A 26,184-nucleotide genomic window follows, 5' to 3' on the forward strand; every position below is an offset into this window, starting at 1 on the left:
GTGTCTATCAAAAAATTTAAGAAATGCTGCTGACTGAAAATGTTTCAATGTTAGTTTTGAGGATGTCATTCGTCTGTACTGTGATATTTTCGAATTGCGAACAGAATTGAAGATCAAGATTCAAAGACTCTTTAGCTTTCATTCATGTGGATGATTCACTGTTTTTGGGTTACATGTATGATTGTTACAAGTGGAATCTAGTAGTTATATTTTGCCTATTTTGTGCAATTTTCTTTGACATCGGTTCAGAGTAGTTTTTAGCATCAGAGACTGCGTTTCTGTATTTGTGTAGAAGCATCTTGAAATGAATTAGTGATCAAACGTTTGTTCTCAAGTTTGACATTGTTTCAAACGGAATTATTAAAATCTGAGAATCACAACTAACTATAGAACATATTGGCATTTGGATTTGTTGTAAAAGCGTGAGTGTGGTAGTGATATCGCTCTTAATTCGCATTAAAATGCCATAGTAAATTAGAGTTTATGGGAGACAGCAGATGTTACTGACATCTTGGGTTGAGTCGATGCGAGTTGCGTTCGAGAAAAGCCGCAAGGCAACTTTAAATCCTCGTCGCCGACTTCAGCTTCGAAGTGTTCCTTCTTCAGCACGTCAGAAAATTCAGCGCAAGGTTGCGATCGAGCAACTAGAAGACCGAACACTTCTGACATCGCTAATCATCAATCAGCTTACCCCTGGTCTGGGAGTGACGCTTGACAATTCCGTTTTGGACCCAGATGCAGATGGCGTCTCGAATTTTGACTCGATTATATTTGAAGATCTGACATTCGATGCAACTTCAGGCGCGGGTGTCTCAATCGATCTTGATAATTTGACATTTAGTGATCCTTTCACAATTTTGTTTGATAATGTTTCCATTTCTTCCACCGCTGGAGTTGGAATCGATATTGAGCTTTCCAATCTATTAGTGGATACGATTGCCGTTGATAGTTCGACCATTACGGGAGGGGTGGGAAATGCTTTTAATGTTGATCTTACTAATGTAACACTCAATGAGTTTAACGTCATTGACTCTACTTTGTCCGGTCAGTTAGGCGCTGGCATTACGGCTGCCGTCAACGCTTCGGTTGTTGAAGAGACTTCTGTGCGGCGTTCGACAATTGATGGTGTTTCTATCGACGTGACCAATGGGTCGGTTTTGCGTCATACGACAATGGCTGACAATACCATTTCAGGTACATCTGGAGATGATGGTGTCAGTGTCAATATTATTGATTCTCTTGCTGAGGAATTACGGCTCACCAATAACAACAGTATTCAAGGTGTCGCAATCAATGTCGATGATACTGCTGCTGGTGGTGCTGCTTTGTTAACAGAGTTGTTCTTACATAGCAATATCATTACCGGCAACACTGTTGGCGATGGTGTTCGAATTGATTTGAACAATGTTGACTTGTTTGCTTCAATTACTGAAAACTCCATTACCGCAAATTCTGGCCACGGGATTGTATTTGACCAGACCGACGGCGACTTGAGTGGTGATATCTCTGATAACGTGATCGCCAATAACACAGGTCACGGTATTTTCTTCACTCCGACTACGACGAATCCTCCTCCAACTGGTGATGGTGCGCCAGGTGTTCCTCCTTTTGCGGGAGTACCTGGTCCAACTGACAAAATTGACTTTGCTGCCCCTCGAAATGAAGTTCAGCTTATTTCGTTTGCTGGTAATCCCTCTGGTGGAACATATACCATTTCTTATACAGGTGGAAATGGAATTACGGAAACGACTGCGGGAATTCTTTCCACTGCAACTGCCGCTCAAGTAAAAGCGGCAATGGTAGCTGCCTTCAGTGAAATTGGTGTTGGCGATATTCTGATAAACGGAAATTTTCAAGATGGATTTGAAGTTGAATTTGTCAATAGTTTGAGTGGAATGAATGTGAATCCATTCACTGTCGATACAAGTGGATTTACTGGTTTTCCTGCGAGTGTCACCATCACTGCATCTACGGTTGGGAATCAGAGCGAAATACAAAATCTTGAAGTTTTAGATGTATTCGGCAATCCTGCCATTCCTACGTTCGGTACTTTTCAACTTACGTTTTTTGGGCAAACGGTTACTTTACCATTTACTGACGCAGATCCAACAAATCCTAACGCAGAAATTAATATTGCTGCTGCATTGAATTTCATTGCCAACTCTTTAGGTTTTACTGGTACTCCCATTGACGTTGTTAGTACAGGAACCGGTTTTGATATTATTTTTCTTGACTCCGGAACATTACATGATTTTGATATCCCACCAATTACAGTAGATGCTGCGGGATTACGGCTGTTTGTAAACGTCGTTCAAGGTCCTCCAGAGGTCAATCCAAACAAGCCACCCTCTCAGACAATCCTCTTTCAAGATGTGTTTGGGAATACTGTTACTCCCACCGGTGGTTCATTCCGACTGACATTTCAAGGAGAAACTACAGGCGATATAGCTGTAGATCCTGATCCAGCGATTACTGCAGCAAATATTGACGCTGCATTGCAGGCACTGCCTTCAGCCACAACGAGGACAGGTATCGAAGGTGACTTCATAGTGACTGGCGATTTTACAAATGGTTTTGTTGTGGAATTCAATGAAATTCAACACCTGGCTATTATCGGTTCAAACTTACCTACTTTTGGTAGCTTCCAACTGACATTCCTGGGGCAATCAGTCACCTTACCTTTTAGCGCTGCAATAGCTAACCCTGCTTCTGCAGCAACGATAGAGCTTGCCTTAAACCAAATCGCCAGTAATTTAGGTTTTGGACTGAATCCAGTTAGTGTTGTTGTCAATGGAAATGGATTTGATGTCATTTTCTTGGATTCTGGCACCTTGGCTAATGTCGACATTCCTCAGATTACGACAGATGCTTCGGGGCTTAGATTTGATGTTGTGATCACCGAATTCACAACCGGTGCTGGCAATACGGATGAGCAACAATTATTGAGATTTGTAGATTCATCTGGTTTAGCTTTTCCATTTACTTTTGATGTGAATGGCACAGATATTATTGACGCTCCTGCAGGACCTTCATTTACATTGACATTTCAAGGAGAAACTACAGCAGGCATAACTATCGGCGCAACACCTGCTGAAACGATAACCAATATTGAAAATGCGTTAGAAGCTCTACCATCGGCTGTAGACCCCGATAGTTTCATTGTGACAGGTAACTTTACTGCTGGTTTTTTGATTACATTTCAGGGTGATTTCGCCGCACTAAATGTACCACTCATACAAGCCAATGTTTTTCCGGTAGACGTAGAACCTTCTACACGGCTTGGTAATTTCGTTATTGATAATGTGAACCTCATTACGGGTGATGTGCTTTCAGGGCCTCTTGAGCCATTTGTAGACGTAGTGCCATCAACCACACAAGATGGAATTGGGGTTAATGAAGTTCAGACGATTTCGATTCCCAATAATCCTGGAGGTGGAACATTTACTCTTGACTTCCGCAATAGTACTACGGGGCCCGTGACGCTCCCACATAATGCTACCGCAGCCGAAGTGCAAGCCGCGTTGGAAAGCCTGGATGAGATTAATGTTGGTGATGTGTCTGTCACAGGCTCTGTCGCTACTGGTGGTTTTGATGTAGAGTTCATTGGAACCTTTCGGGCCGACTCACCTGGCGATCTGATTGTGATTGACGACACAGGGATTTTGATTGTTGTTCCTACGGTGACGACGGTTACTGAAGGCACGACTCAGAATGAAGTACAGGAAGTAGTGATTAATGGGGCACCAACTGGTGGAGATTTTACTTTAACTTTTGATGGTGCTACGACTGGGCCGATTGCCTTTAATGCAGACGCAGCAGCGATTATTGCTGCTTTACAAGCACTGAGTACAATCGCTCCGGGAGAAGTGATGGTGCGTGGTGATGCCGTTAATGGATTCGAAATTGAATTTGTCGGCTCATTTACATCAGTCAACACCCCTCAGATTACCGCTGATGCAACTGGCTTAACGGGAGGGACAACTCCCTCAATTACGACAAAGACAACTTCTGTTGGTGGGTTTTTAAGAGGAATTCGAGGCAATACCATCACTGGTAACTCGGGTGCGGGTGTGGAAATTGATCTGGCGATGTTTACTTCCTTCTATGGAGATATCTCTGGTAATACGATCAGTTCCAATGAAGCAGTCGGTGTGAAATTAACTGCCGCCGATACTACAATTCTGCATAGCATCGATTTCAGCCTGTCCGTCGATGGGAATACTATGAATGACAACCGCGGTGCAGGTATCGTGGTCTTTCTACAAGATACAGCAACCGGTGATGTCAGTATCACTAATAATACAATTACTGAATCACGCAATGACAATGATACTACCACTCCCTTTGCCGGGGCTGCCATCTATGTTCATTTGTTAGGTACGGATGTCAGTTTTGAAGCATTCAGCCAACTACGTGATCTGACAATTGATGGTAACTTCATTGGAACCGATGCAGCCAACACTGGTGGCCTGGGGAATGTTCAAAATGGTATAACAATCCATATTGAAGAATCGACGATTATTGATCGAACTCAAATCTCCAATAATGTGATTTCGAATAACAGCGGTGATGGTATCTTCTTCCATCGTGAAGATGATGCACGCGTAGGACGGGCCATTGTTGATCCAATTGTGGGTGAAGAACGTGCTGTAATGATTTATAGCAATACAATTTCAGGTAACAGCGATGGTATTGATATTCTCGCACAAAATGGTTCTCTCACAACGACTGATTTCGAAATTAAAGACAACATTATCTCTAGTAACATACGGGATGGTATCAGTCTCCATGCAGAAGCAGATGCGACGATTTTTGCTGATATTATTCATAACCAGATTACTTTAAATTCACTGAATGGTGTTGAATCAACAACACGGACGACAAGTTACTTTGGTACTGACCGTCGTGATGTCGCTGGAACCTGGATCCAAAACGATATCAGTAACAATACTCAACATGGAGTCCGAATTTCCGGACGAATTGGAAATCGTGTTGAGACTGTAAATGATGTCCCGATCAATCCCCACTTTTTGTTCATTGGTCTGAATGGAGTCGATCCTGTAACAGGCATGAATCGTGGGAACGTGATTGAAGGCAACGGCCTCGATGGAATTCAAATCGCAGCACATCTAGATCGTGTGCAAGGTAATGTAAAAATTGCCAATAACTCGATTCTTTCTAATGCGACTGGGGGGATAGAGCTTTTAGGTGAAAGTCTTTCCTCATCCATTGATAATAACCTGATTGCTTTTAACAACGGCAAAGGTGTTGATATCAACTCAAACGGCCAAACGGTATTCTTACGCGATAATATCATCACAGAAAATACATTGGATGGACTGGAGTTTCTTAACGCGGTTTTCATAACTCATAGTGAAAACAATATAACCACATCTCGTGGAATTGGTGGCGCAATTTCGAGTTTAACTGCTATCGGAAACTTTATTGATAACAACGGTGGTCGTGGTGTCGATCTGCAAACTGAAGAAAATGCGAATTCTGATTTTATATTTGGTGATGGTACAGAAAAAGGGGCCAACCGAATCGTATCGAATGCCCTGGAAGGATTCTATGTTGTGACCACGGCTTCTCGCGGTCAAAACCAGGATGCCGATAGTACGGCTGCCTTGGATGCGACGGGAAGTGTGAACGGTACAACTACAGATATGGTTCTTCAATTAGACACAAACTTTATCCAGGATAATGGAGTCAATAGTAACTTCACTACTACTGGTTTAATCTTAAGAATTGGTACTGCGGCTTCTAGTACAAGTTTCACAAGTCAAACTCCTGGATCAACAGCTAGCGTGGGAGATGAAGACAGTAGTAACTTTGGTAATGGTCGTTCGAATGTCTCGATCACAAACAACGAATTTGAAGGAAACTTTGGTGAAGATTTTTATGTGGAATCTTTTACCTCAACAGTTGACCCACCAACAACGGCCAGCAACTGGGATATTGCTAACAACCCACAATTTCGTGTGACAGGTGGCTACCGACGTGATCCATTAGCTCGTTTAAATTTGGTGTTCGAGGGGAACACCGGAAATGGTTTGAATGTGACCAATGTGGGTGCGTTCTACAACAACGCAGAGCCGGTATTTAAGTCTCGACTTAACAATGGTGCTCCAGCTCCCAACCCGGATGGTCCATTTAGTTCTGCTACACGACGTCGAAACGCGCAGCGTGTTGCTTCTAGAACGAATTTGGCACCATTTTCTGCACCCAATCCAGCTCCCACCGCTGTGGGAACGGTAGCAGATGCGTTCCTCTTATTTCCGGGAGGACCCATCAATATTACCACAACAACCGCACATGGTCTGACCTCCGGGGCGACTGTTGAAATTACAGACGTCTTTTCGGATGAACTTGGGTTCTTTAATAATAGTCTGAGTGCAGCAAATGGTGTGTTTGTGATTGATGTGATTGATGCACTCAACTTCTCATTGAGAAGTACGGAAGGAGCTGTACTCGGTAACGTATTCCAGAACTTCGGAACCTGGTCGTCTAATGATAATGGAGCCTTCCTTTATGATGGAATGGGAGTGAGTACATTCAGGATTGCTCAAGGCTTTGATGGCGTAGATGGTTCGGGCATTGGTAGTGGTGGTTTTCAGCAAGGTGACTCGTTTTTGTTTGAAGCAAATCGTCCGGGAACGATCTTTGGTGAACTCAACTTTGACTGGGATATTTGGACTCCTGATGCTGATACTTTCTTGGCCCCCGTCACCAGTACTTTCCTCACTGCAGATATCTCGGTAGCAGTTCCTGATCCAACTTCTGGAGCGATTACCGACCCCTTGATCATTTCATTTACAGAAGATGTGAACGGTGTCGATATCTCTGATTTCGTATTGTTGCGAAATAATGTTGTCGTTGCATTAAACGCTGGTATGCTCACTCAGATTGATGCTCGAACATTTGAGTTGGATTTGAGTTCTGTCACTGGTATCGAAGGGGAATATGATTTACGTCTGCTTACAGATGGTTCTATTTCCGATGCGAAGTATGTCGATCCCTTTTCACCGTTGTTTGGAAATATTCCTTCCAATTTCCTGTCATTCGGTGATGTTGAGCGATTCATTGTCGATACGACTGATCCAGTAGCAGATATTGTCGATGTCTCACCTGATCCTCGTAGTGATGCAGCCGGTGAAGTGGTTGTGAACTTTACCGAAGATGTGACGGGTGTTGATCTCAGTGATTTTTCAATCAGCATCGATGGCGGACCTGTGGTCCTTTTATCAACAACGCCTGCCACCTTGAGACAAGTCACTGGTAGTCAGTTTGTGCTTGATCTCAGTAAAGTGACGAGCTTGTCGGGTGACTACACTTTGACCTTGAATGCCGCCGGTTCTTCTATTACTGACTTAGCTGGAAATGCATTGGCAGCCGATGCCGTTGACATGTGGGTTAATGACACATTAGCTCCGATTGCACAATTTGAAAATGTGACAGATCCTGTGCCTTCTGGCACTGATCCCACGTTTACTGTCGTATTGAATTTCTCTGAAAATGTAACAGGTTTGGCGCTTTCTGATTTCACTCTCAATGATGGTAGCGGTCCTGTGAACCTTTCTACAACGACTGCGGTGATTAACCAAATTACGCCTGCTCGATACGAAATTGTGTTGGGAACTCTGGCTGATGCGAATGCGATTTACACTATTACCTATAACGCTGGTGGATCTGCTGTGCAGGATGCTTCTGGTAACGATGTGGCCGGGTCCACTTCTGAATCCTGGCAAAAGGGAACCGAAGTCATAGCACCAACCGCAGGGATCCAAGATATTACGCCTGACCCTCGTCCCTCTGGGGATGCAGTAGGGATCGTGACAATCAATTTCTCCGAAGAGGTCACAGGTGTCGATATTACCGATTTTGAATTATTGTTTGATGACGGTAGTGGTCAGACTAGTGTGGCGATAGGAGCCTTACTTGTTACATCACTGAATGCATCCACTTATCAGATCGATCTTAGTACGGTGACGGGAATTGATGGCGACTATACGCTGAACTTACTGGCGGATGGATCGATTCAGGACCTTGCCGGGAATACATTTGCGACTCCTACTTCTGATAGTTGGCGAACAGGCGGTTCAGGCCCTGTGGCAACGATTGAAGACCTACCGGATGTTTTACTAACTAATGCCGGTGTTGTGAATGTGACGTTCAATCAGGCTGTGACTGGTGTCGACATTACCGATTTCCGACTGACACTCAATGGTCAGGATGTCTCATTGGCCGGTCTGACTGTAAATCCTATTAGTGGAACAGAATACTCTATCGATTTAAGTTCTGTCACGAATGTGTTTGGAAACTATGAGCTGACTCTGGTTGCAGCAGGATCAAATATTCGAAATATTTCAAGCGATCCTGTGTTGAATAATTCCTCTGAATCGTGGGTGACCAGCTCAACCATTGATTTGAATTTACCATCACCTGTATTGACAGATGGCGTCGATTCTGTTGCCGGTGATGGAGTCATTGGAAACGGGACTGCGGGAACGCAAACGCTACGTGCCGCAATCCAGGAAGCCAACGCACTGGCTGGCTCCAATACTATTGAATTGGCCGCAGGAACTTATGTTTTAAGTATTGCTGGTATTGATGAAGATGTGTCGGCAACAGGTGACTTGGATATTCGTGATAATCTGACAATTCGTGGTCAGGGCGTTGCCGTATATGATGTTGATGGCAACCTGATCAGTGGTACGGTTATTGATGCTGGTGCGCTAGATCGAATCTTTCAGGTCTTTGCTGGAGTGACTTTGAATCTGGAAAATCTGACCATTACCAACGGGGCCTTGACTGGTAGTGCAGATGGTGCTGGGATTCGTAACAGTGGTACGACTACTTTGACAAATGTGGAAGTGACTGGAAATGTAGCCGAAGACAGTGCCGGTGGTCTAAATAACACCGGATTGATGATCATTGTTGATAGTACTATTTCAAATAACACAGCCGGTGGAAGTGGTGGTGGTATTCGAAATACCGGAACATTACAAGTCTCGCGAAGTACAATTAGTGGTAACTCCACTGAACGAGATGGCGGTGCAATTTTCAATGCGGGAGTTGGCATTGTCACATTAGATAATTCCACATTCTCGGGTAACCTTTCTGATCGCAGTGGTGGTGCAATCAGAAATACAGCTACGCTGAATGCGACAAATAATACGTTTACGCTCAATGGTGCGGGAACAGATGGAGGCGCAATTTCCAATACTGGTACTTCCACTCTTCAGAATAACCTGATCATTGGAAATACAGGAGCAGTCGGTGCTGAACTGCAAGGAGACTATGTGAGCCTGGGTGGTAACTTAACGGGGCTACTTGGAACGGCAACCGGGTTTGGAGCATTTGACATTGTGGATGTATTAGATCCAACGACAGTGCTCGATTCGACATTAGCAGATAATGGTGGTCCTACGCTTACTCACGCTTTGATCCTGGGAAGTATTGCCATTGATGCGGGTGCCGTCGATACCACCAATGTCGCTGCTTTAGAACAGCGAGGAACATCACGAATTCTGGGAACTAATGTTGATATAGGAGCTGTGGAATTTGGTACCTTCTTTGTGAACAGTTTTCTGGATACGGTTGATGAGACTCCTGGAGATGGAATTGCCGCTGATGTCGATGGAAATCTCACTTTGCGTGCTGCGATCATGGAAGCCAACGCGTTGACCGGTGATTCTTTGATTGTATTGGAATCAGGAACATATTATCTGAATATCCTCAACATGGAAGGTCTTCCATTAGATGACGCCGCAACTGGCGATTTAGATATCACAGATACAACAGGAAGTCTGAGAATCGTAGGTGCCGGTAACGGCCAAACGATCATTAGTGCTGCTCAGGATCCTTCTGACGTTGACGCCATCAGTGGTCTCGATGACCGTGTATTTGACGTACTTTCCGGTGCTGATTTAACTCTCGATTCATTAACTGTGACAGGCGGGACTGCCATCAATGGCAGTGGTGGTGGCATCCGTAACATTGGTACTGTTTCGCTATTGAATGCTGCTGTAGATGGTAATACAGCCGATGTTAATGGTGGGGGGATTCTTAATGGGCTGCTTGATCAGCAAGGAACTTTAAATCTGACAAATAGTTTCGTTTCAAATAATAGTGCTGTAGATGGTGCTGGTATCTTCAACAATGATCAGTCTCAAGTGACAATTATTGATTCTGAAGTGACGAATAATACGGCATCCAATGATGGCGGTGGTATCTTCAACGATCTCCAAGCCACGATTGATATTACCAGAAGTACGATTTCTGGTAATACTGCTACACTGGACGGAGGCGGGATTTATAATAACGATTTAGCGAACCTGACACTCAATGACAGTAAAGTAAATAATAATACAGCAGATCAAGGTGCCGGTCTCTTTAATGAAGAAGCTGCTTCTCTAACAGTAAATCGCACTACTGTTTCAGGTAATAATGCATTACTCCATGGTGGCGGAATTTATAACGATGAAGGTGTTGTCACGCTGAGTGATGTTTCTATCTTAACGAATACGGCCAATAGTGACGGTGGTGGTTTTTATAATGCTTCTGCCGGAGATGTGACGATTTCAAATAGTTTCTTTGACGATAACACCGCCAATCGTGATGGTGGTGCCATCGCCAACTTTGGAGTCAGCCTCTCAATTACTGGGACGACGATCAGAGATAGCGAAGCCTTGAGGAATGGTGGAGGTCTCTTCAATGATCAAGAAGAAGGAACTGTTTCGCTGGTCTCAACTACGTTGATTAACAACGAAGCAGTAGCCGGTGGGGGGATTTATAACCAGGAACTGGGGAACATTACTCTCGATCTTTCCAATGTGATGCATAACCTGTCAAGTACTAATGGTGCTGGAATCTTTAATACTGCTGACGCCACGCTTACAGTTCAACGAACGACGATTGATGGTAATGTTGCTGCGAATGACGGAGCGGGGATTTATAATGAAGAAAATGCGCAATTGAATTTATTCAGTAGCACTGTATCAAATAATATAGCTACCCGTTTCGGTGGCGGAGTTTACAATAACTCAATCACATTAGCGGACATTGTGAACGCCACAATTTCAGGAAACGAGGCTTCGAGTGGTGGTGGAATTTATAATGACGAAGAAGGTAGCATGGAAGTTACGAATGCCACCATCTTTAATAATTCTGCCATCACCGGAGGCGGTATTCTGAATGCAACTGATGGTTTTGTCAGCGTTGCAAATACAATCGTTGCCGGTAATTTCAGTGTTTCTCCCGGACCCGACGTCAGTGGAGACTTTGTTTCTCGTGGAAATAACCTGATTGGTGTCGAAGGGATTTCTACCGGCTTTACGGATGGAGTCAATGGAGACCAGGTGGGATCGTTTGCGACACCCGTCAGCCCAGGTTTAGGAGGATTGCAAGATAACGGTGGTGCTACTTTCACGCATGAGCTTTTAGGTGGTAGTTTAGCACGTGATGCAGGGAATAATTTCTTCGCACCAACAGACGACCAACGTGGATTCGCTCGTTTGTTTGACGGTGATGGAAATGGTTCTTTGATCGTCGACATCGGAGCTTTTGAATCTGGTTATATTGTGACTGCCTTTGGTGATTCTGTTGATGCTGATCCTGGTGATGGAGTGAGTGTTGATATCAATGGGCAAAGCACGTTACGGGCAGCGATTAACGAAGCAAATGCCCGTTCCGGAGCAGATACGATTCTATTGGGGGCGGGGGTTTATACTCTCTCCCTGTTTGGTCAAGGCGAAGACAATGGGCTTTGGGGTGATCTGGATATTACAGATGACTTAACAATTATCGGTGCTGGATCAGGCAGAACGATTATCGATGCCGATTTTCTGGATCGTATTTTCCATATCCTAACTGGAATTAATGTTTCTATTCGTGGTGTGACTCTCGTCAATGGTGATGTGACTCGTGTCGAAGATGGTGGTGCAATTCTCAACTATGGTAATTTGACTCTGGAAGATGTTGAAATCAGAAATAGTCTGGCAAATCGTGGTGGTGCACTTTTCAACAATGGTGTTGTCACGATTACCGAGAGTGAATTCATACAGAATACTGCGATTGCCGGTGGTGGTGCGATCTTCAATACGAATGGTGGAACGGTTACTCTCACCATGAGTAACATTTCAAATAATAATGCTGAAAATGGTGGTGCTATTTATAATACGCTCACCGGAACTTTGGAAATCATCGATACTACCCTCGACAGTAACACAGCAACGATAGCTGGTGGAGCGATCTACAATTCTTCTGAACTCACTGTAGGAAATGGTGAAGGTGGAGATGACAGCGGAGACCCCCCACCGCCACCACCACCACCACCAGTACCTGAATTTACCATCGATGTTGTCTTTACTGACTCGAGTTTATCAGCCAGTCAGCAGGCAATTTTCCAGCAGGCAGCTGACCGTTGGAGCGAGATTATTATCGCCGATGTTCCCGATGTGGTTATTGCTGGAATCGGTCTTGTGGATGATCTACGTATTGAAGCAACTGCTCCGTTTATTGACGGTGTTGGAGGAATTCTTGGGTCGGCTGGTCCTCGAGCACTTCGCACTGGGTCATTTATTCCGGCGACGGGAGTCATGCGTTTTGATAGTGCTGATTTGGCAAATTTGGAAGCCAGTGGCCAGCTAATAGATGTGATTCTGCACGAAATGGGACATGTACTTGGTATCGGAACGATCTGGGAAAGGCTGGGCTTAGTCATTGACTTGGATACTCAGGATCCACGGTTCGTGGGTACGGAAGCAATCACTCAATACAACGCGTTACTGGGACGTAATGTGGTTGATATTCCTGTTGCAAATACAGGTGGGCCTGGCACGTTTGGTTCCCACTGGCGTGAATCCGATTTGACTAATGAATTGATGACCGGATTCCTCAATTCTGGTGTGGCAAATCCGATCAGTACGATTACGATTGGAAGTCTGGCAGATCTAGGATACGTTGTCGATCTAAATGCCGCTGATACTTTCCCTCTCCAGGCACCTGCCGTAAATCTTATTCCACTCGGCGAAATGCTGGATGTTGATCCTTTCATTGTCTTGGACGAAAGTGCTTTTGTTTCTGTTGAAGCAGGTGCTGGAACCGTTACGATTGCCAACAGTACCGTTTCCAACAACTTTGCAGGGACGCGTGGCGGTGGTTTACTTAACGAAGATCCCATGAGTATTTCGAATGTGACCTTCTCTGGTAACGAAGCTGGAAAAGAAGGGGGAGCGATTCACAATACTGGTGAATTAACCATCAATAACACGACGATCTATGATAACTTCACTGAAGGGTCAGGTGGTGGTATTTATTCTGTGGCCGACACTGCCACCGTGAATGTTAAGAATACGATCGTTGGAGGAAATAACGCATTCGTTAGTGGTTCTGACGTTCAAGGTACTTTCAACTCACAAGGTAATAACCTGATTGGAACTAATGGTTCATCGACTGGTTTTATTGATGGATTTAATAATGATATTGTCGGGTCCGAAGCGCAACGCATTGATCCCGCCTTAAGCCCACTTCAGGATAACGGCGGACCTACTTTGACTCATGCATTATTAGTCGGAAGTCTGGCAATTGACGCCGGTGATAATACGGATGGTGTTGTTACCGATCAACGTGGGGCTGCGCGACCTACAGATACAACAAGTGACATTGGTGCTTTCGAAATTGTAACACCATCAATTAGCATTGCGGATATCAGTCAGGTTGAAACCAACTCTGGTACAACTGTCTTCGAAATTCTGGTTTCATTGTCAAATGTGAATGTCGATGAGGTTACCGTTGATTTCGAAACTTCAAATGGTTCGGCTATCGCGGGCATTGACTATGAATTCACTACGGGAACTGTGACGTTCTCTCCTGGAGAAACAACACAGATCATCGAAGTGATCGTAAACGGAGATACGCTTGTTGAGGATAATGAGACATTCTTCGTCAATCTGTTTGACGCCGTCGGGGCGCTGATTGTCGATAATCAGTCTCTGGGAACAATTCTGAATGATGAAGCTGAGATTTCTATCAGCGATGTGACCAAATTGGAAGGCCCTGTTGGAACGACAGCCAATTTCGATTTTACTGTCTCATTGGCTTATCCTGTTGCGGGAATCGTGACTGTTGATCTTCGAACTTTGGATGGTTCTGCTACATTGGCTGATTCTGATTATAGCGAATTACCATTACAAACAATTACTTTTAATCCGGGTGAAACCAGTAAAACGGTAACCGTTGTAGTCAATGGTGATTCAAATATTGAGGGTGATGAGACCTTCCAGGTCGAGTTGTCAAATGCCACAAATACGGTTGGTGATGCGACGATATTAACTCCCACAGGAACGGGCACGATTGAAAATGATGATAAAGCGTTACTTTCGATCAGTGATGTGACATTAACCGAAGACTTTGGTGGTGCAACCACAAGCTTCAACTTTACGGTATCTTTGTCTCAGGGAACTAGTTCTACTGTTACAGTCGATGTTGCGACAATGGATGGTACGGCAACCGTATTAGGGAATGACTATCTGGCTGCTTCTCAAACTTTAACGTTTAATCCTTTTGTTACCGAGCAAACATTTACTGTTACTGTTAATTCAGATGCGTTAACAGGTGAGGGGAATGAAACATTCTTTGTGAATCTTTCTAGCGCCGTCAACGCAAATATTGCCGATGGCCAGGGACTAGGGACCATCGTAGAAGATGGGATTGTCGTCACTACATTTGATGATATTGTAGACTCTTCTGATCCTTTCACTTCATTACGTGAAGCAATTACTGAAGCAAATAACACACCAGGAACTGATAATATCATTCTGTTACCAGGGACTTATGATATCTCAATCGTAGGAGTGGGAGAAGATGGTAACGCCACAGGTGACTTTGATATTCTTGATGATGTCAACATTTTTGGCCAAGGCTCGAACTCAACCATCATCGATGCCAATGGATTGGATCGAATCTTCCATACCGACTTCGGAGTTGAGCTGAATCTTTCGAATATGCAGTTGATTAACGGCGATGCTGATAATGGTGGTGCGTTATTTGCGCAAGGACCAACAACAATCAATCAGTTGATCTTCAGAGACAATAATTCTGACTTCCTGGGTGGTGCGATTGTCAGTGGAGACCAAATCGATATTTCAGATACTCAGTTCTTAAACAACCATGCTGGTTTCCAGGGTGGGGCCATCTATCAATTCCAGGATACCGCTACGATATCTCGTTCCATATTTACGGATAATACATCAGATGGACGTGCCGGGGCAGTGTATGTAGCCAGCGGTGCAACCTTGGATGTTTCAGCGTCATTATTCAACCAGAACGACGCTGGTAGCCGTGGTGGAGCCGTTTATAACGAGGGAATTACGACGTTAACAAATACAACATTCTCAGCAAATCATTCAGGATCTCGCGGTGGTGCGATCTTTAATGACGGAGATTTGAATGTTCTTAATAATACCATCACGCTGAATACTGCAGATCAATCAGGCGGTGGTATTTCTAATGAATCTGCGTTAAATCCAAGTGCGGTTGTTGAATTGGTGAATACGATCGTAGCAGGAAATAGTGGTGCCTTAGGCAATGATGACCTAGACGGAGACTATGTTAACGCTACAAGCTTTAATAACCTGATTGGAAATATTGGTTCGGCAACTGGTTTGACGGATGGTGACAATGGAAATATTGTTGGTTCCTTAATTGCTCCTGTAGATCCTAATCTGGGGATTCTACTCGATAATGGTGGTCCGACTAAAACGCATTCTTTATTGTTTGGAAGTCTGGCAATCGATACTGGTCGAAACAATGGAGCGCCTCTTGTTGATCAACGTGGTCTAACGCGACCCGTTGCCGGTACTTTAGGTGGCGCTGATATCACAGATATCGGAGCTGTGGAGTTGCAAGCTCCTCTTCCTGCTCCTTTGTTTGGAACGGGAGGCGATTCTGATGTTGCTGAAGAACAAACGAATATTCAGATTTCAGTAGTAACAGAACGAACAGTGGTTTCTAGTGACGGGCACACATTTGCATTGCCAGCAAATGAAGACTGGATTCACGAATGGGAATCGTTCTGGGTTGAAGTCTGGGTTGATACAGCCAGTGGGTTTGGTATTACCGATGTTTTAACTAATCTTGTTTACAATACAGCTTACTTTACTGCGACTTCATTCGAGTTTGGTTCCAACTTCGCATTCAATCGAACCATCGAGATTGATGATGAAGCGGGGATTGTTCGAAATCTTGGTGGTAGCACGATTGAATCTAATGTAGGCGGAACAGGGCATGCTCTGTTAGCCCGTATCAAGTTTGAAGCATTGGCGGGAGATCAGGTGGAAGTTGATCCAGATGCTTCGAATTTCGGTCCGCTTCAACTTGGTCTAGATGTTGTGGATACAGAAATTGATGTTGCCGGTGTAGGAGAAGTGACTGCCAATGTAGGGGCACTACCTGAAACCGATTTGTATCCTGTTATCTATGATATTAACGATGACGATGCGATCAATTTCCGCGATCTCATGATTTTTGCATCAACTTATAGTCAAGAAGTTTATAGTTCTTCTTCAGCATTTGCAGCAGCGATGGACTTCGACAAGAGTGGTCAGGTTAACTTTAAAGATCTGACTTATCTTGCCTCGAATTATAATAAGAGTAAGAGCGGAAATACCCAGGTTAATTTCCCGTTGAACTTTGGCCAGAAATGGATTGGAACGTCACTGGATGTCGTCAGTGGTGATGATAACATTGATCAAGTCGTTGAAGCTGCCGTTGATACTTGGGAGACCGCCCTTGGTTTGGAAGAACCGTTGGAAGTACAAGTTATCGTTCGCGATTTCGGTACCGCTCAGCTTGGTTCAGGACAGACAACAGAAATCAGTGCTGATGGCATTCCCGTTGCTGGCCGTGTTGTGATTGACGATGATGCAAACGGTTTGGGTTGGCATGTTGATTCAACAGAGCTGCCTCCTGGTGGTGGCTATGACCTCTATACAGTCTTGTTACATGAAATTGGACACGTTCTTGGTTTCACTCGTTATTATTCTGGCTTTGGTGATCATGTTGAAACTGACAATAACGGTGATTTGGTCTTTGTTGGATCTGACTTTACCGTCGCCCTTGATTCTGCAGGATTACATATCGAAGATCCCTCGTTTCCTGATGACTTGATGAATGCCACGCTTGATCCAGGCGTTCGAAAGACACCATCGGCCATTAACATTCAAATGTTACTGGAGTCTTATGCGAGTGCTCAATCCGGGGCCAGTAATAATGGTGGAGCGAACCCACTCATGGGAACGAATGTGTCACCAGCCGCCGTTGCTAATCCAATAGTGATTCAAAGCCCTGAGGCTGCTCAGACATTCGTTGAGGAATCAACAGTCGGTTTTGTGGCACCTGCTGCAATTAAGACTACAGAAGAAGATCATTCGCTCAATAGCGTTCAACAGTTAATGACCTTTGATGTGATTCAACCACCGTTATTTGAACTAAGCATTGCTAAAGATGGAATCGAGATTGATGGATCAGCCTTTGAAGATCTCTATTCGGAGTCTGATTTCGATGACAGTTTAACAGGAGCAGAACCAGATGACCGACAATTAGTGTTTGCTCATTCTGCAAATGACTCTGAATTTGATCTCACTGATGATTTTGATGATGATCTGGAATCAATGGATGACGCCTTTACTAACTGGGAAGGTCCGCTTCTTTAAGATTTCTCTTTAGTGATTAAGTAGTTTCATAATACGTTTACACCACCCTCTGCAAGTAAGTTCAATTTGCAGAGGGTTTTTTATTGTTGAGCTATCCCTACTATTCTTTCATCTGCAATTGATGGGAGGTAAGATATTAGTGTCAGATTTTACTGAAGGATTATTTTAAAGCTACAGGCTTCCGGGAGACGATAATTTTGAATCGACGTGAATCAAATTTCAATCAGTGTCTATTATACTTGGGGCTGATTCTGTTGATTATTCAACCAATCCAGGCCGCAGAATGGGGGACACTGACAGGGCAATTTCTCTATACAGGTAAACCGACGAAGCCTCAAAAACTCGATATTAGTCGAGACCAAGAAATTTGTGGCCAGTTCAGTGATCAGATCGTAGATCAATCATTGGTCATTGGTAAAAATGGCGGGGTCAAGAACATTTTTATCTATTTAAGGGCTTCAAAGCTGAACGATGCACAAATCCACTCAAGCTACCATAAATTACCTGAGAAAGTCACGATTCAAAACAAGGGGTGTATTTTTCAACCACACGTATCGGGGCTTTGGGTAAAAAAACAGCAATTAGTGGCAACGAATCAGGATCTTTGTGCACACGGTTTCCAAGTGAAGGCTTATCGAAACCACAGCCTTAATCAGGTATTACCTCCTGGTGAAAAAATGACGCATCGTTTTGAATATGGTGAAAAGCTCCCTTTGCGCATGAGTTGCAGTATTCATCCCTGGCAGGAAGGGTGGCTGGTTGCCCTCAACCATCCTTATTTTACAACGACAGATAAGTCTGGTTTATTCTTCATTAAGAATTTGCCTGTGGGTGACTGGGAATTTCAACTATGGCAAGAAAAAGCAGGGTATCTTGTTGCGAAGGATGAATGGAAGCGGGGACGAATTAAGATGAAGATCGCACCTGGTAAAAATGATCTGGGCGTGATCAAAGTCACTCCGCAAATGTTCGCAGGAAAATAAAAGCGAATCGAGCATGCGTTTATTAAGCTATAATATTCATAAGGGAATTGGTGGAAGAGACCGGCGTTATCGCTTGGAACGAGTTCTGAGTGTGATTGAATCAGAGAATCCTGACATCATTTGTTTACATGAAGTAGATCGAAATGTAAAACGCTCCCGGTTTAATAATCAGCCTAAAATTTTTGCTGAGTATTTCAATATGACAGAGTCTCTCTTCCAGTTAAATGTAAAACTGAAGACCGGTGGCTATGGAAATTTAATCCTTTCACGTTGGCCCTTTATTTCTCAACATCAGATCTCTCTGACTATGAAAAGGCGTAAATCGCGCGGTGCACAAATTGCGATTGTTGATTCCCCGGAAGGTGCATTTCAATTAGTCAATTTCCACTTGGGACTAGCTGAGAAAGAAAGGCACTGGCAGATTAACCATTTGTTGACACATCGGTTGTTTGAGGAAGGGAATGGCTATCCGACTGTCGTAGTTGGTGATACAAATGACTGGAGGAACACATTAGCGAAAGCACAATTTTCGCAACATGATTTTCAGGAAGTCACCCATCCCCCTTCAAAATTTCGTTCGTTTCCTGCCTATATGCCCGTTGGTACTTTGGATAAGGCATTTATTCGTGGAGAGATCGGTGTGAGAAATGTGAAGCTGTCTCGCTCGAAACTTTCAAGAGAAGCTTCAGACCATTTACCGCTGGTGGTCGATTTTCATTTAAACCATCACGCAAAAGACTTTATAAAAAAAGCAGGGCATTGATCAATGCCCTGCTTTGAACCTGTCAGTGAAGATTCAACAATTCGATTTGAAGTGTTGAATTCTCTCAGTCTATCCTTTTTTCGACGGTGGTTGCTCATCCGCTTTGATGAAATCGCCGAATGTTTTCCCTTCAACGGGGCTTGGCATATTTTCAGCAGCTTTCAATGCCTTTACAATGATCTCTTTGTCAGTTTGCTTCCGCTTTCCCAGACCTTTACCAACTGCTTGTGCATAAGCATTTTTCTCTTTTTTGGTTTTTCCAGGATGGCAAACACCACATTTCTTAGCGACCAGCATCTTAGAATCTGGATAGGTTTCAGCCCAGATCTTTTTAAAATTAGGTCGTGCTTCAACTTCATTCGATGTGTAGATCAGAGATAAACCTGCTACAGCAAAGCCAAATAATAAAGCCGTTTTAATGTTAATTATGTTCCGCATAAATTTCCTCATCTTCTTCCAAAAAGTAAGTGACATCTAACTTCTGATACTCAGGTTAGAGCCAACCTGAGGCATCAAGATGTGGTTGCCCCGATTAAAAAAACTCAACTTTTGAACCACAAAACCTCTATGGTTCTAACTACATTAGAATTATCCGTTTCTATGCTGTCAACGCTTCCAAGGTACTCGAATCAAGAATGACAAATATGAAAAATAATCTCAAATAAGCCACCTCTGGTTATCTAACTGTTTATGAAATTACAGGAAGAAAATTTGTGCAGATTCACCTTGATGTTCAATTGCACATTTTCCTGTAAGTTGTTTGGAATATTGGCCTTAGTGAAGTACTTGGTGGGATGAATTGAATGTGGTTTGCGTAAGTATGTATTTCTGCTGCAATCTGTTACGTTATTATAATGCCTTGTGTTGGGTGATTTAAAGAATTATTTGAAAATAATTCTGCTTTTCCCCACATCAATAATGTACTCTCAAAACTTGATGATGAACTTGGAAAATATTGCGAGGATTTTGTTACTAAAACAAGTCTTCTTGCTTCAGACCAGAGGAGTGAAATGTGAATTTATTGAGGAAGTCAACAACATTACTGATTCTTTTTTTATGCTTAACAAGTTCGCGCCATGTTGTAAGGGCAGAATCGAAGGCCGATCATCCAAATATTGTGATGATTATCTCTGACGATCAGGCATGGAACGATTATCGGTTTATGGGGCATGAAGTCATACACTCTCCTAACTTAGATAAATTGGCATCAGAAAGTGCCGTATTTAAAAGAGGCTACGTTCCTACTAGCTTGTGTCGACCCAGCCTGATGACTCTTGTGACTGGCTTATACCCTTACCAACATAAAATTACAGGAAACGATCCGCCTAAGGGAATGAACCGACAGAAGTTGTTAAAACATGTGCAGAGTGTAGATTGTTTGCCTGCGATGTTAGGAAAGCTAGGCTATCAGAGCTTCCAATCGGGAAAATGGTGGGAAGGTAAACCGGAGCTAGCCGGTTTTACGTCTGCCATGACTCATGGCGATCCCAAACGGGGAGGAAGACACGGAGATCTAGGACTTAAAGTTGGCCGAGAGGGGATGGCTCCTGTTTTTGAGTTTATTGATCAATGTGGAAAAGATCCCTTTTACTTATGGTACGCTCCTTTTTTGCCTCACACTCCCCATAATCCACCTAAGCGATTATTGGATAAATATCGTAATTCTGAGCTACCGATTGAACTATCCTATTATTACGCGATGTGTGAATGGTTTGATGAGACTTGTGGACAGCTATTAGATTATCTTGATCAAAAAGGGCTTTCCCAAAATACGATTGTCGTTTATGTGACCGATAATGGCTGGATTCAATATGTTCCTGAGTCCAATCAGGAACGAAAAAAAATGAAACGCAGGTTTCGATATGCACCCAAATCAAAACGCAGTCCCTATGACGGAGGAATTCGAACTCCAATTATGTTTCGCTGGCCTGAAAAAATAAAGCCGGCTGAATATGACACACTCGTCAGCAGTATTGATATCGTACCGACTTTGTTATATGCAGTCGGTCTGAAACCAACTAAGTCGATGCAAGGAATTGACCTGTTAAAGGTAATGGAGCATGGAGGGAAAACACAGCGAAAAGCCATCTTCGGCGATATTTATGAGCATGATATGGTAGACATTGATGATCCCGCTTCGAGTCTCAAGTATCGTTGGTGTATTGAAGGAAATTGGAAGGCCATTATTCCCGGACCTCGACTCGCAAACGAGAAAGTGGAGTTATTTAATCTTTCGAAAGATCCTTTTGAGAAAAAGAACCTCGCAACTGAGTATCCTGAGAAGGCGCATCAGTTATTGAAGCTAACCAATGCATGGTGGGATGGTTCTGAAAAATAGAGTTGTTATCAGTGAACAGAGTAAAAGGCAGGTCTGCTCTTCCAGACCTGCCTTTGTTCATTCAACCACTCTCAAAGAACAGGGATGTTGAACTCAATGGTGGTGAATCGTATCCCAGTGTCCGGTTCGGTGAAAATAGTAACGCCCGGGCTGATAGTGGAAATGGTTTCCATGTCGGTAGAATCCACCGGGACGGTAATCATAGTGACTGGTATCATGCCAGAACGAGTGTCGCCTTCCATAGTAATACGGTCGGTTAAAGCAATTACGGTTACCATAATATCCGCCAAATCCATGACCAAACTGAACGTTGAACCTGACACCCGCATCTGCTGTGGAAGTATTTCCAACCAATGTGAATCCTGCTACGGCGACGCATACGATCAATAATTTTTTCATCTTTCTGTTCCTTAAAAGAAATTACCAAATTGTCTTAATTCTTGGCCGCTGCTAAAGAGTGATAAAAGCATCGATTGTGCCAATTGAACAGAAAAAGGTTTAAGTGCTTTATTGGGTAAGGTTTGCGGGTTGTATTAGATTTACGACTACAAAAGAATGTGAAATCAAATTGATAAATGTGACATCAAAAAGAAGATAGACTTTGACCGCGATCGGCAAAAATCTACGAAATCCGGAAATTGACGCGCTGAATTGGATTACCAGAGTCGTCTTGAATCTTAGCCATTTGTGCGGATGGTCATGGCTTTGATTGGCTCTAATAAGCGACTGAAGTCACGAACACGGTCCATAGTCGAAGTGATCTCTTCCTGCAATTTATCTGTGTGAGAACCATAGCCCAGTCTACGAGCAAGAAATTCAAATTCTTCTTGGTCTTGAGGGGGGACTGTTAAGTCTTTTGCATTTCCTCTCACCATCCTCAGTGCATCAATTAATCTACGTAAAAAGATATAGGCGTTACGTAAGTTTTGAAAATCATCCGGGCTGATTAATCCCAGTTCCTTTAAAGCCGTAATCCCTTCCAATGTATTCGTTGTGCGTAGCATCGGATTACGGTGTCCATAGGTGATTTGCAGCCCCTGAATGAGATATTCGCAATCGACAAGGCCTCCATCGCCGAGTTTAGCGTTGATTGTGCCCCCTTTTACCAATTGTTGGATCTGCTTTTCGCGCATGGCCAACATAGCCGCTACATCAAATGGTTTTCCTGAATACAGGATTGCATCACGCATTCTAACGACACGATTTCCGAATTCTTCGTCAGCTGCAATTGGACGCAACTTAACGAGAGCCTGTCGCTCATACGGCCAGCTTGCCCCTCCATAGGAAAAATAACTCTGAAATGCTTCCGCAGAAACGGCCAAGCTACCGGCTTGTCCGTAAGGACGAAGTCGCAGGTCAATTTGAAAAATTCCTTCGCTACGTGCTTTAATCATCTTGGTGAACTTTTCGACTAGTTTTAGATAGAATTCATTATTAGTAATCACCTCGGGGCCTGTTGTTTGACCGGAGCCTTCATAGATAAACATGAGTTCGATATCTGAAGCAAAGCCGAGCTCACGACCTCCACATTTTCCTAAAGCACAAATAGAAAGGGAACAGGGTTCGCCTGATTCTAAGTTGGGAATTCCATATCGTTCTTGGAGTTGTTGATCACAGATTTCATAAGCTCCCTGAACAACAACTTCTGCTACGTCTGTCAGTTCTTCGGAAAATTGCCCAAATTCAGAAATGTGACCTAAAATATGTCTCATATCCTTGCGCAACATTGCCCGATCTTTGAAGGCGTTCAATTTTTCCGATAGCTCTTCGCGGGAATTTGCTTGTTCCAATTCACTGGCAAGTTCGGCTCTCAGATCTTCTATGGAGAGGCGATTTTGTAATTCTTCCACATTGGCCACAACCGGGAACAGATTAGAATGTTGCAATCGCAGAAAATCTTCCCATAGAAAATCACTTACACCGAGCAGTTTTGCTAACGCACTGAGAACGCTCGTACGTTCGAGTGACGAGATTTCTTCGACCCAGTTCGGTTGCTTGAAAAGCTGTTCCAGAAATTCTCTAAAATGTAATAAGGCAGATTCCGGATTGGGAGATCGTGGTAATAAGTGAGTGAAATGTTTGATTAACACGACAGCGGCTCGTAAGCCCTGTTGTTGTTCCTCTGAGTTAATTTTCTCTCCTTTTTCATCAGTTACGTAAAGTAAGTCACTGACTTTCGCCCCCTCTGAATCAATGACCATTCGCACAATGTCGAAACCGCTCATGGAAAGTGCATTGGTGAGTTCGTAAAGGAATCCAATGGTGTCTTCGGATTGAATTCGTAAAATGGTGTATCTGCTGTCTGACTCATTATCTAATTCAATCTCGACGGGATAAAGAACCTGGCTGGCATGTGATAGATCGCGTAACGCACCTGCGACCCGCTTTGCGAGTTCACCTACTGCTTCTCGTTTTTTTCCCGACTCAACTTTATTTAACAGTTCCGATAAATCATTTTTATAGTTTACCCAAACGGTTGGCTCTGTAGCTACGGCTGGTGATTTGACGTCAAGTACAATGACAAACTTACGAGGGTTTTTCGATTTTTCAGAGACTTTTGCGGATCTACCTTGTGAGGCCACAACGGATCTGACTTTCTGATTCGTAAACAGATGGCCTTTTTGAATATCAAAACCATATACAAACAGAAGACCGCAAATTAAAGATAAGTCTCCAATTTGATCAAATCCAACCATCGTGAGTCGGATCTGTGACTCAGGTAAGTTTTCCGTTTCAATTTCTACTATGTTGGAATCACCCAGTTTCTTGGCCATCTTACTGTGTTTTTCGATTTCTATTTCGTTAAACACTTTAGAATAGGAAGCAGACATCATTTCGATCAGATGGTTTTCTTGTTCTGAGTCAGCCGAGTCATTTTCTGAGTGGGGTACAACTGGGTCATAGATGTATTTTTTGTATATTTTTCTCACTGCTTTGCGATGCTGTTCATAGAATTGAACCAGTTGTTGACCATCACGAAAATCGAGTCGTCGGGCGAGGTATGCCAGTTCGCGTTCATCAGTTGGCATAAGGTGTTCCTGGTTATAATGCATCAACTGAAGAGCGTGCTCGATTTTTCGGAAAAACACATAACCGCTGGTTAAGTGTTGATATTCATCTGCTTGAATTAATCCATGATCAACCAGTCTTACGAGGCCATCTAACGTATTGATACTGCGAACAGCAGGATAATCTGCACCATTGGACATTTGCAAATATTGAGTGGTAAACTCGACATCCCGGATTGATCCTTTTCCGGATTTGACTTCGCCCCAGTTTTTCCCCTTCTTTTTGAGTTCTTTCTCAATACGTTGTTTCATCTCCAGTACATTTTTTCTAACCGCTTCCTGATCACAGTTATAGATTTGTGGTTCAATCCGACGAAAGAATTCAATACCCAGTTTCTGATTTCCAGCAATGATGCGTGCTTTTAACATCGCCTGTTTTTCCCAGAGACGTCCATGTTTAGCAAAGTAATCAACATAAGCATCAACTGTCGTGACGAGGGCACCTGATCGACCCCAGGGACGCAAACGCATATCCACACGATACAGAAATCCTTCAGACGTTGATTCCATCAGTGATTTAATGAGACGCTGCCCCAGTTGCCAGTATTGAGTCGAGTTCGCTCCTGCAATAAATACGAGATCAATATCCGAGCTATAATTTAACTCTTCGCCTCCCAGCTTCCCAAACGCCAGGACTGCAAAATCATCTACTGGCAACTCCAGTTCTTCTGAAATAATTGTCAGGCAGGTTTGGACCAAACCGTCGGCGAGCAAAGAGAGTTGAACAGTGATGTTTTTCAGATCCATCAAACCAAATGTGTCACAGGCTCCAATTCGCAACAGTTCCCAGCGTTGGAACCGTCGGAGTACATCGAATTTTTCTGCCGTTGATTTGGATTCCAATCGCACCGCAGTCATTGCTTCTGAATAGAACTGCTGTTGGCTCTTAAACTCAGCAATGCGATTGTAACTGGTCAGTCGCTCCAGATAATCCGGATTTTTTAAAAGGATTTCTGATAAAAACTGACTACCCACAAATAACTTTACCAGTATTTCGACAGCACGCGGATTTTCTGTCAGAAAGCTGAGCATTGCTTCCGGATTGGAGACACTGTTGACAAAACGTTCAAAGTTAATTAATGAACCATCGGGAGTGGCTGCATCAGAAAGAGATTGCAAGAGAGTAGGGAGGATCAGTTTTAATTCTGTGCGAATGCGATCAGTTGAGCACATTTCCCTTAAGCGGATCAGTGCTCGTTCCTGGTCTGTAAAACCAATTTCGGAAAGAATGTTCTGCACGTCTACATCAGTAATGGGCACGTTTGAGTCTAGTAGTTTTGCTGGATTGTCGGGAATGAGGGGTTTGTTCATGAGGTTT

The 26,184-nt window shown here is 43.5% G+C and carries 7 protein-coding genes; 4 read left to right on the plus strand and 3 right to left on the minus strand.

Annotation, left to right across the window (positions count from 1 at the left end; genetic code table 11):
- Positions 1-497 precede the first annotated feature (497 nt).
- The 3 genes from V202x_RS05980 (at position 498) to V202x_RS05990 (ending at position 19,460) form a co-directional block, all read left to right on the plus strand.
- Entirely contained in the window at positions 498-17,714 is a 17,217-nt protein-coding gene (locus V202x_RS05980) for a choice-of-anchor Q domain-containing protein (protein WP_145172132.1), read from the plus strand.
- Positions 17,715-17,911: 197 nt separating this feature from the next.
- Positions 17,912-18,697 (plus strand): hypothetical protein, encoded by a 786-nt coding sequence (locus V202x_RS05985; protein WP_145172134.1) that lies wholly within the window; start codon positions 17,912-17,914, stop codon positions 18,695-18,697.
- A gap of 13 nt (positions 18,698-18,710) precedes the next feature.
- Positions 18,711-19,460, plus strand: a complete 750-nt coding sequence (locus V202x_RS05990; protein ID WP_145172136.1) for an endonuclease/exonuclease/phosphatase family protein — start codon at positions 18,711-18,713, stop codon at positions 19,458-19,460.
- A 69-nt stretch (positions 19,461-19,529) separates the two neighbouring features.
- Here V202x_RS05990 and V202x_RS05995 read toward each other — a convergent pair whose 3' ends face one another.
- Positions 19,530-19,898: a hypothetical protein gene (locus tag V202x_RS05995; RefSeq protein ID WP_145172138.1), complete on the minus strand. Its 369-nt coding sequence runs from the start codon at positions 19,896-19,898 to the stop codon at positions 19,530-19,532.
- A gap of 574 nt (positions 19,899-20,472) precedes the next feature.
- On the opposite strand from V202x_RS05995, the gene V202x_RS06000 reads away from it, so the two are divergent.
- Positions 20,473-21,798 carry a sulfatase gene (locus tag V202x_RS06000; protein WP_197993253.1) on the plus strand — a complete coding sequence of 442 codons (1,326 nt, stop codon included), beginning with the start codon at positions 20,473-20,475 and terminating at the stop codon, positions 21,796-21,798.
- Positions 21,799-21,891: 93 nt separating this feature from the next.
- On the opposite strand, the gene V202x_RS06005 is transcribed toward V202x_RS06000, so the two are convergent.
- Both V202x_RS06005 and V202x_RS06010 read right to left on the minus strand, forming a co-directional pair.
- Complete coding sequence (locus V202x_RS06005; protein ID WP_145172140.1) at positions 21,892-22,197, minus strand: hypothetical protein; 306 nt, start codon at positions 22,195-22,197, stop codon at positions 21,892-21,894.
- A 278-nt stretch (positions 22,198-22,475) separates the two neighbouring features.
- Entirely contained in the window at positions 22,476-26,177 is a 3,702-nt protein-coding gene (locus tag V202x_RS06010) for a glutamine synthetase adenylyltransferase (protein ID WP_232098874.1), read from the minus strand.
- Between the last annotated feature and the right edge of the window lie 7 nt (positions 26,178-26,184).

Origin of the sequence: Gimesia aquarii (genome assembly GCF_007748175.1) — a bacterium.
In the GTDB taxonomy this organism is placed as follows: domain Bacteria; phylum Planctomycetota; class Planctomycetia; order Planctomycetales; family Planctomycetaceae; genus Gimesia; species Gimesia aquarii_A.

Coding starts and splice junctions, on each gene's coding strand:
- V202x_RS05980 (WP_145172132.1), top strand. CDS start 498: ATGTTACTGACATCTTGGGTTGAGTCGATGCGAGTTGCGTTCGAGAAA.
- V202x_RS05990 (WP_145172136.1), top strand. CDS start 18,711: ATGCGTTTATTAAGCTATAATATTCATAAGGGAATTGGTGGAAGAGAC.
- V202x_RS05995 (WP_145172138.1), bottom strand. CDS start 19,898: ATGCGGAACATAATTAACATTAAAACGGCTTTATTATTTGGCTTTGCT.
- V202x_RS06005 (WP_145172140.1), bottom strand. CDS start 22,197: ATGAAAAAATTATTGATCGTATGCGTCGCCGTAGCAGGATTCACATTG.
- V202x_RS06010 (WP_232098874.1), bottom strand. CDS start 26,177: ATGAACAAACCCCTCATTCCCGACAATCCAGCAAAACTACTAGACTCA.